Origin of the sequence: Anaerovibrio lipolyticus (assembly GCF_021531495.1) — a bacterium.
Taxonomy (GTDB): Bacteria; Bacillota; Negativicutes; order Selenomonadales; family Selenomonadaceae; genus Anaerovibrio.
In genome coordinates this window covers 1-8,663 of sequence record NZ_JADYTY010000049.1, presented here as the reverse complement: position 1 = coordinate 8,663, position 8,663 = coordinate 1, and the positions used below count along the sequence as shown (strand labels likewise).

8 protein-coding genes are annotated in these 8,663 nt (G+C 46.8%); 3 read left to right on the top strand and 5 right to left on the bottom strand.

Translation table 11 applies throughout. The features are described 5' to 3' along the window. Positions 1-474: 474 nt before the first annotated feature. The 5 genes from I6E26_RS10630 to I6E26_RS10610 all read right to left on the bottom strand — a co-directional run bounded on the left by I6E26_RS10630 (position 475) and on the right by I6E26_RS10610 (position 5,829). Positions 475-735, bottom strand: a complete 261-nt coding sequence (locus tag I6E26_RS10630; RefSeq protein WP_235321839.1) for a hypothetical protein — start codon at positions 733-735, stop codon at positions 475-477. Continuing rightward, positions 732-1,253 carry a TNT domain-containing protein gene (locus I6E26_RS10625; protein WP_235321838.1) on the bottom strand — a complete coding sequence of 174 codons (522 nt, stop codon included), beginning with the start codon at positions 1,251-1,253 and terminating at the stop codon, positions 732-734. Before I6E26_RS10625 ends, I6E26_RS10630 begins: the two co-directional genes overlap by 4 nt. 60 nt (positions 1,254-1,313) lie before the next feature. Next, positions 1,314-2,738 (bottom strand): MFS transporter, encoded by a 1,425-nt coding sequence (locus I6E26_RS10620; protein WP_235321837.1) that lies wholly within the window; start codon positions 2,736-2,738, stop codon positions 1,314-1,316. Positions 2,739-2,805: 67 nt separating this feature from the next. Continuing rightward, positions 2,806-5,421: an alanine--tRNA ligase gene (gene alaS / locus I6E26_RS10615; protein WP_235321840.1), complete on the bottom strand. Its 2,616-nt coding sequence runs from the start codon at positions 5,419-5,421 to the stop codon at positions 2,806-2,808. Between the two features lie 198 nt (positions 5,422-5,619). Next, on the bottom strand, positions 5,620-5,829 hold the full coding sequence (locus I6E26_RS10610) for a transposase (protein ID WP_328228062.1): 210 nt from the start codon (positions 5,827-5,829) through the stop codon (positions 5,620-5,622). Positions 5,830-5,891: 62 nt separating this feature from the next. On the opposite strand from I6E26_RS10610, the gene cbiM reads away from it, so the two are divergent. Genes cbiM through I6E26_RS10595 form a run of 3 tightly spaced genes read left to right on the top strand, consistent with a single transcriptional unit; the run spans position 5,892 to position 8,374 of the window. After that, positions 5,892-6,866 carry a cobalt transporter CbiM gene (gene cbiM, locus I6E26_RS10605; RefSeq protein WP_235321835.1) on the top strand — a complete coding sequence of 325 codons (975 nt, stop codon included), beginning with the start codon at positions 5,892-5,894 and terminating at the stop codon, positions 6,864-6,866. 6 nt (positions 6,867-6,872) lie between these two features. Further along, positions 6,873-7,673: an energy-coupling factor transporter transmembrane component T gene (locus tag I6E26_RS10600; RefSeq protein WP_235321834.1), complete on the top strand. Its 801-nt coding sequence runs from the start codon at positions 6,873-6,875 to the stop codon at positions 7,671-7,673. 47 nt (positions 7,674-7,720) lie between these two features. Continuing rightward, entirely contained in the window at positions 7,721-8,374 is a 654-nt protein-coding gene (locus tag I6E26_RS10595; RefSeq protein WP_235321833.1) for an energy-coupling factor ABC transporter ATP-binding protein, read from the top strand. The last annotated feature ends 289 nt before the right edge of the window (positions 8,375-8,663 follow it).

Below are 8,663 nucleotides of genomic sequence, written 5' to 3'. Positions count from 1 at the left end.
GAGGAAGAAATGCTTGCAGTACTTACTGCATAAAGGTTCGCCGGGTGTTCAACTTATTATTGCAATTCGGGTATCTTTCTTTTTTTCTTCAGGACTTGCAATTAACATCCCTGAAAGGTATAATAAAAATAAGAGGAGCACCGATAGATGGTTGCCCCAAGTGTAGATTGGTTTATAGGAAAGACCGCTCAAAGTTGGTAGCTGTGGCGGTCTATTCTTATGCCTTTAATGCAACGATGCAAATAGTCACTAGAAAAACCAGTGTCAAAAAATCATACAAAGTCATAGGCAAGCCCCCTTTCAGGGGCAGGATTAACCGCCTACCGTGTAGGTACACCTCTTACAGGAAATATTTCAATCTGATAAAAATCTTGTTATCCCCTTCCGACAGGAGGGGGATTTTTGCAACAAATTTGTGAAAAAAGAGACCGCCTGCTAATTCCTTAGCCTTGCAGTCCCTGTTTAATCATATTCTCAATTTAAATAAGCCTTTAACTCTGGATAATCATAGGCCAGCTCTTTCAATACATATCTGCAAGCTACAGCCTCATCTTCAAAATGCTTTTCCTCAATAGTTTGCATCCGCTCTATGGTTCGAACCCGATAGCCTCCATCAGCCTTATCCAGAGCAGTATATACCTCCCCTACCATTGGCCTGTGCTCCATCAGACTATAAAAAGAGGTATCCACATGGTGCTTGCTTAATATTTTCCTTAGCTCCTGAACTGTCATCATATCACCTGCAAATATTCATCAAACTCAGCAAAAACCTCATTAGAGATTTTGTACTGAACACCCCCTCCTGGCTGACCAAACCAAGGAGCAATAATTGCCTTTTCTGCCGGCATATCCTTTTTAAGACGATATTTGTGATACTGGCTCACATCCGTGGTTCTAGGCAAGGACCGCTGAGCAAATGTATCCTCCTCGTTGCCGAAGTAACTGCCCTTAACACGGCCATATCTGGTAAGAATAGTACCTGCCTTTAGCACTACCGGCTCCGGTGTGCCCAACGCACCATCATTAGGTGGATAGATAGGCTCCCCATAGCGGGAATAATACCTATCCTCTCCCTGCAATCCCGGCACATACTCCAAGCCCAGCTCTTTGGCCCGCTGAGCCAGCATTTCATCTGTAGGTCCATTCTCCACAGCAGCACACTCTGCTGACTCCTCATTGGCGTGACACACTGTAGCAAATACAGCCGTAACCAACAGCATAAACGCCAACAACAGGGTAGACACTTTTTTCATAAAACCGCTCCTTTCTGACATTAACATCTTGACATTAAATCTATTTTCAAACCATGTATTTTATTTTGCCTTATTTCGCACCAAAGACATAAATATGGCTGCAATGCTGATACAGCCAAATATTCTAAAGGCTATCTGTATAGCTCCCAAAAGCTGTACATTATCCTCCCCGGTTAGGGAATGTACCTGACACAGAGCTATAATCATGGTAACTACCGCCATAGAGGTAGACTGTCCCATTAACCGCATGGTGGCCAGCAGAGAGGAAGCAGTGCCATAGTGTTTTTTCTCAACAGCTCCCATAATAGCATTATTATTAGGAGATGAGAACAAGGCAAAGCCCAGGCCTATCCACATCAGAAGCAGGCCCACAATCCAAATAGGGGTATCCCCTGTCAAAAAGGACATTCCCCAAAGGCCGGCAGCGGTCAGAGTCATACCAACAGAGGCCACCAGCCCCGGCTGAATTCTATCTGACAAGGCCCCAGCCTTGGGGGACAGAGCCGCCATAACCACGGGCTGCAGCAGAATAATCATGCCAGCCATAGAAGCCGTATAGCCTACAATTACCTGCAAATACAGGGACATCAAAAAGCTCAAGGCAAAGGTGGAACTATAGTGAAGCATAGCCGCCAGATTACTAAAGGTAAAAACCGGATTGCCATGAAACAGCCTTACATCCAGACAAGGATGCTCTGCTTTGGACTCAATCCACCAAAACAACAATAGCCCCAAGGCACCAGCTCCCAACAACAGCAAGCCCGTACTGCCCTCTGTGATCTTAGACAAGCCACATAGCCACAAAGGGGCTGCCACCAGATAGCAGATACTGCCTTTTTTATCTATGGAGGCACCCTTATCCCCATACCATTCCTGCTTAATATCCTTTAACAAATAAATGCTTATCAGCACCACCAAGCCGGTAATTAGAAAAATACTGCGCCAGCTAAGGTATTCACAAAGGAAACCGCAGATAACCGGCCCCATAGACAAACCGCTATAGGTGGAAGCAGCGGAATAGCCTATTACCCTGCCCCGCTGACTAGCTTCATGGGAAGAAACCAGTAGCGCCATACCAGGCCCAAATATGAGGGACATAACACAGCCTTGGATAAACCTCAGCACATTCAGCATAGCCACCGAGGTGGCACAGGCGCCCAGCAGAAAGGTACTGGCAAAAAGCCACAAACCTATGGTATATACCCGCCGTCTGCCATAAATATCTGCCAGCTTCCCTGTAGGCAGAATAAACATAGCCGAACCAAGTAAAAAGCCAAAGACAACCCAGCTTAGTTCCCTGGCAGAAGCCCCAAATTCCTGGCCCAAAGCCGGTATAGCTACATTGATACCAGAGCCAGCAAAAGGCCCAATAAAGGAAGTAATAACCACCGCCACAAACAATCTGCGGGCCGCCGCCCTATCCAATATCCCCTCTGTATCTATTTTCATTTTATCTTCCATAATCATCATTTCCTTTATCTGCACAAAAAAACATTCCCTGCTAATGTATTTATTGTACACTATCAGGGAATGTTTGTCATATTATTTAGTATTATTTGGACTGAGCAGTCAGTACCTCAACCGCCTTATCCAGTGCAGCCTGTACCCCCTCTGGCTTCTTACCGCCAGCCTGAGCCATATCTGGACGGCCGCCACCGCCACCGCCTACCAGCTGGGCAGCTTCCTTAATAACCTTGCCTGCATGGGCACCAGCAGCTACAGCAGCCTTGGATGCCTTTACAACCAGATTTACCTTGCCATCATTTACAGCAGCCAGAACTACCACGCCGGTATCCAGCTTGTCGCAGGACATATCTGCCATATCGCGGAGATCGTCCATGCTCTGAGCATTAACCTGAGCAGCAATTACCTGGAATGCACCGGCAGTCTTAACGCTGTCAGAGAGAGCAGCGGCATCCGCCTTAGCCTGCTCTGCATGAATTGCATTCAACTGCTGCTGCATTTCCTTGTTCTGAGCCAACACACCATCTACGTGATGGAGAAGCTCATCCTCACGGCACTTCAGCTTGTCAGCAGCTTCCTTAACTACCGCCATTTTGCCAAAGGCATAGTCCAAAGCAGCCTTGCCGGTAATAGCCTCAATACGGCGTACACCAGCAGCAACGCCAGTCTCGCTGACAATCTTGAACAGACCAATCTGGCCCACATTCTTTACGTGGGAACCACCGCACAGCTCCATAGAAAAGCCTGGTACGCTGACAACCCGAACTACATCGCCATATTTCTCACCAAAGAGAGCCATAGCACCCTTATCGGTAGCCTCATCCTTAGACATATGCTCAATAACTACATCAGTGCCCTTGAGTATCTCCTGATTTACCAGCTCCTCTACATCAGCCAGCTGCTGAGCAGATACAGGCTCAAAGTTGGTAAAGTCAAAGCGAAGACGATCTGCATTAACAGCAGAACCAGCCTGATTTACCTGATCACCTACAACTTTCTTCAAGGCAGCCTGCAGGAGATGAGTTGCAGTATGATTGCGGGCAGAAGCCAGCTTGTTAGCCTCATCTAGCTGAATCTCAATCTGCTCGCCCTTTTTCAGCTGACCTTCCTCAACATAGCACTCATGATAAATAGTGCCATCAGGCAGCTTCTTGGCATTAACAGCCTGCAAACGGCCGAACTCGCTGACGAATACACCCTTGTCGCCAACCTGTCCGCCACCCTCTGCATAGAATGGAGTATTGTCCAGAATAATGCCAGCCTCATCGCCGTCACTCAGCTCATCCACCAGCTGTCCATCCTTCCAGATAGCTACAACCTTGGCAGACTTGGCCTCTGGATCATGCTTCAAGGCAGCAGTGTCAATACCCTGCAAATCAGGAATAGCATAACGCTCATTCTCAGCACGGGCAGCACGGGCACGATCCCGCTGAGCCTGCATTTCCTTGTCAAAGCCTTCCTTATCCAGCTCCATATCCTGCTCATGGAGGATTTCCTCAGTCAGCTCCCAAGGGAAGCCAAAGGTATCATAAAGCTTGAAGCTCAGCTCGCCAGACAGAACCTTGCTGCCAGCAGCCTTGGTATCGGCAATATAGCCATCCAACAGCTCAATACCCTGCTCCAGAGTTGCAGAGAAACGATCCTCCTCCAGAGCAATAACCTTCTTGATATAATCCTTCTTCTGGCCCAAAGCACCAAAATCACTGGCATCCTTGTAGATTTCATAAACAGCATCTACAGCACCCTCCAGGAACTTGTCCTTGATGCCCAGCATACGGCCATGACGAATAGCACGACGGAGAATACGGCGCAGTACATAGCCTCTGCCCTCATTGGAAGGAAGAATGCCATCCATAATCATAATAGTCATGGAACGGGCATGGTCCGCAATAACCTTCAAGGAAACATCAGTCTCCTCGCTGGCACCATAAACCACACCAGAAACCTTGGAAGCATACTCAATAATAGGGAACAGCAAATCAGTCTCAAAGTTGTTACGTACTCCCTGAATCACAGAAGCAATACGCTCCAGTCCCATACCAGTATCAATATTCTTGTGCTCCAGATCGTTGTACTTGCCATCCTCAGTTCTATCAAACTGGGTAAATACATTGTTCCAGATTTCCAGATAACGGTCGCAGTCACAGCCTACACCGCAGGTAGGGCTGCCGCAGCCTCTTTCCTCACCCAGATCAATGAAAATCTCAGTATCAGGACCACATGGACCAGGGCCGATTTCCCAGAAGTTATCCTCCAGCTTTACCAGATGATCTGGATTGAAGCCAGGCTGTGCCTTCCAGAGAGCCTCTGCCTCAGTATCCTTTGGATATATAGAAGCCCACAGCTTATCCTTTGGCAGTTCCAGCACCTCAGTCAGGAACTCCCAGGACCAAGGAATAGCTTCCTTCTTGAAATAATCACCAAAGGAGAAATTGCCCAGCATCTCAAAATAAGTCTGATGGCGGGCAGTACGGCCTACATTCTCAATATCACCGGTACGCACACAACGCTGGCTGGTAGTAATACGACCACGAGGCGGCTTTACCTTGCCTGTAAAATATGCCTTAAATGGCGCCATGCCAGCACCAATCATTAACAAAGTAGGATCGTTCTCTGGAATCAGAGAAGCACTTGGCAATCTAAGATGGCCCTTCTTTTCAGCAAAGAACTGAAGATAAGCCTCTCTCAATTCATTACCTGACATTTTCTTCAAAACACTCTACCCCCAAATATAAGGATTTTCTAAAAATACATTTTAACCATGTTATTATAGCATAGATTACCTATGTTGCACAAAGTTTTTAATCCTGCCTTAACAAAATTTTATCCACAGAAAAGGCAGGACACCTCCCTACAGCATCCTGCCTTTATTCCTGCCTATATTATTTCCGTTCTTTTTCTTTCAATTCCCCTTGACACTCCCCATGCCTAAAGGCAGGATATTCTTGGTTCCTTGAGCACTAGTCCATTTACGATTTTCTACTGCAATCAGCTGATTTTCCCTTACAAGCTTAGTTGATTCCTTATGCAGGAAATCCTTGCGGATATTGACTATCCTTTCTTGCAATCTGGCCACTTTAATTCTAGCCCTGTTGCGATTACATAATGACAAAGCTTAGGCAAATTTAGTATAATGTTTCTTATAAGATTTTATAAATAAAAGGAGAATCCACCATGCATATTCCAGAAAATTATCTTAGTCCCAGCACCTGTGGCGTGCTGGCTGTGGCTATGGCGCCTATTTGGTATATATCCATTCAAAAGGTAAAGAAAAAAATGCCTGCAGAAAAACTGCCTCTTTTGGGCATTGCTGCAGCCTTTTCCTTTGTAGCCATGATGTTTAACATTCCTCTGCCAGGAGGCACCACCGGTCATGCCGTAGGAGGTACTCTAGCCGCAATTATGCTGGGGCCTTGGGGAGCCTGTCTAGCCATAAGCACAACTCTCTTGGTACAGGCCCTTTTCTTTGGGGACGGAGGTATTCTAGCTCTAGGGGCCAACTGCTTCAACATGGCCTTTGTCCTGCCAATGGCAGGCTACAGCCTCTACCAGATATTGCGCAAGCACCTGCCGGATTCCCTAGCTGCCGCTGTAGGAGGCTATGTCGGGATTAACGCAGCCGCCCTTGTGGCCGCTGTAGAATTTGGCCTGCAGCCTCTCCTCTTTACCAATGAATTGGGACAGGCTCTTTACTGCCCATATCCTTTGTCCATTTCCATTCCAGCCATGATGGCAGGCCATCTAACAATTTTCGGCTTGGCAGAAGCCATTTTCACCGGAGGACTGGTACTCTATATGTCCAAGGCCAAGGCAGGCCAGCAGATTGGCACCAACTCTGACCAAAGCCCTATTTCCGCCCTTTATGCCATCCTGATTGCCATGATTGTCCTGTGTCCTTTGGGCCTGCTGGCTGAAGGCACTGCCTGGGGAGAATGGGCACCAGAGGAAATAGCGGAGCTAACCGAAACCGGCACTGCCCTAGGCTATACCCCTCAGGGACTCTTAGAGGGTTTCAATCTGGAAGTATTCTTCCCAGATTACGCCATTAGCGGACTGCCAGATATTTTTGGCTATGTACTGTCTGCCATTATGGGTACAGCTATGGTCATCCTAGCCTTCAAGCTAATGTCCGCTGCCGTTGCCAAATAAACAAAAATGAAATTACCAGAATGGATTGTCAAAGAGGAAAATTACCTTCCTGCCACAGATAGAGAATATTTTTTAGCCAAATCCCTGCTGAAAATAACCAGCGTACTAAGGCGCTATCAGCCCAGTCTCCAGCCAAAGCCTCACAGCAGGCTGAAGCCATCCCCTATGGGGGCTATGGCTTCCTGGCTGGTGATACTGCTCATTTGTGCCCTAAGCCATCACAGCATTTTACTCCACAGTATCTGCTGTATTTTGCTGTGCCTCCTTTGCCTCTATCAAGGCAAAACCATTTGGCAGATTCTCAGACCAGCTCTGCTGATGGGAATTTTTACTATGGTGCTGATACTGCCAGCCCTCTATCTCACCCCCAACCCTTTGCTGATGCTATTACCCTACAAAAGCTTTATTTCCTTAGTAGCTACGGGAATATTTATCCACAGCTACAGCTTTCAGCAAATAAGCTGTACCCTTAGCTGGCTGCACCTGCCCCATATGTTTATTTTTATTCTGGACACCACCCTTAAATATATTTATTTGTTGGGAGGCATTGCTCAGGATTCCCTTACCGCTCTGAGCCTCCGCTCCATCGGCCGAAATCCTCACAAAACCAGCAGTACCCTGAATATTCTAGGTACTGTCTATCTCAAATCCCAGCAGATGTCCCTGGAAATGTATCAGGCCATGATCTGCCGAGGCTTCTCCGGCCAATATCCCCATCGGCATCAACAGCCCTTTGGGCTGGCAGATATATGCCCTGCCATCATATGCATTCTGCTTATAGTATTATATATATACTTAGAGTATTAGCTCCCAAAGGAAAAATACAAAACAAAATTTAGTTGAGGTTTTTGACTATGCTGCCTTTAATTACATTAAAAAATATTACCCTTGGCTACGAGGGAGCCAGCCCCATATTGCAGAATTTCAGCTGTGCAATTCATGGTGGCGAAACAGTGCACCTGATGGGAGATAACGGCTGTGGCAAAACCACCCTGCTAAAACTCCTTAACGGCCTGTTACTGCCCCTGCAGGGACAGTACATCTTTCAGGGCACAGAGGTAAGCAGGAAGCTGTTGCAGCAGCAAAGCTGGTCCAAATCCTTTCATCAAAAAATCGGATATCTCTGGCAAAAGCCAGAGTCCCAGCTGTTTTGCAGTACAGTAGAGGAAGAGCTGGCCTTTGGCCCCCTGCAAATGGGACTAACCAAAGAAAAAATCCAACACAGGGTGCAGGATACCTTGGAGCTTCTAGGCATAGAGCATCTCAGAGAACGCACTCCCTACACCCTAAGTGGCGGGGAACAAAAAAAGACCGCCATAGGCGCCATCCTAACCATGAATCCCACTATCTGGATTCTGGATGAACCTATGAACGATCTTGACCGCCAGTCCCAAAACTGGCTGATAGATTTTCTCACAAGCCTAAAAACAGCTGGCAAAACCATCATCTTCACCTCCCACCACCAACAGCTGAACCAAATCGCTGATAGAAGTATTATTTTGGGGTAGGTAATACACAGCTACTAGGACAACGAAAGCAAATCTTTATCTCTGCACCACAATGATTGCATATCCCTGTAAGATTTTCGTCACAAAATCCATATGCTTCTTTGCCACATTCCGGACTATTGTTACCACCAACAAGAATTACCAAAACTAACCTGCCTTATAGGCAACAATTCTGCCAGCTTTCTCTACAGCCACCGCCGTATTCTTATTTAGCTGGAATATATTCAGATAAGACAGTCTGGAAGTGCTCTCCATAGGCGTACAGAGTATCATTTAGTTCCTTTGTATG

Bases quoted from the DNA above. Each gene is read 5' to 3' on its own strand.
- I6E26_RS10595 (WP_235321833.1), top strand. From the start codon at position 7,721: ATGCTGCCTTTAATTACATTAAAAAATATTACCCTTGGCTACGAGGGA.
- I6E26_RS10630 (WP_235321839.1), bottom strand. From the start codon at position 735: ATGATGACAGTTCAGGAGCTAAGGAAAATATTAAGCAAGCACCATGTG.
- cbiM (WP_235321835.1), top strand. From the start codon at position 5,892: ATGCATATTCCAGAAAATTATCTTAGTCCCAGCACCTGTGGCGTGCTG.
- I6E26_RS10625 (WP_235321838.1), bottom strand. From the start codon at position 1,253: ATGAAAAAAGTGTCTACCCTGTTGTTGGCGTTTATGCTGTTGGTTACG.
- I6E26_RS10600 (WP_235321834.1), top strand. From the start codon at position 6,873: ATGAAATTACCAGAATGGATTGTCAAAGAGGAAAATTACCTTCCTGCC.
- alaS (WP_235321840.1), bottom strand. From the start codon at position 5,421: ATGTCAGGTAATGAATTGAGAGAGGCTTATCTTCAGTTCTTTGCTGAA.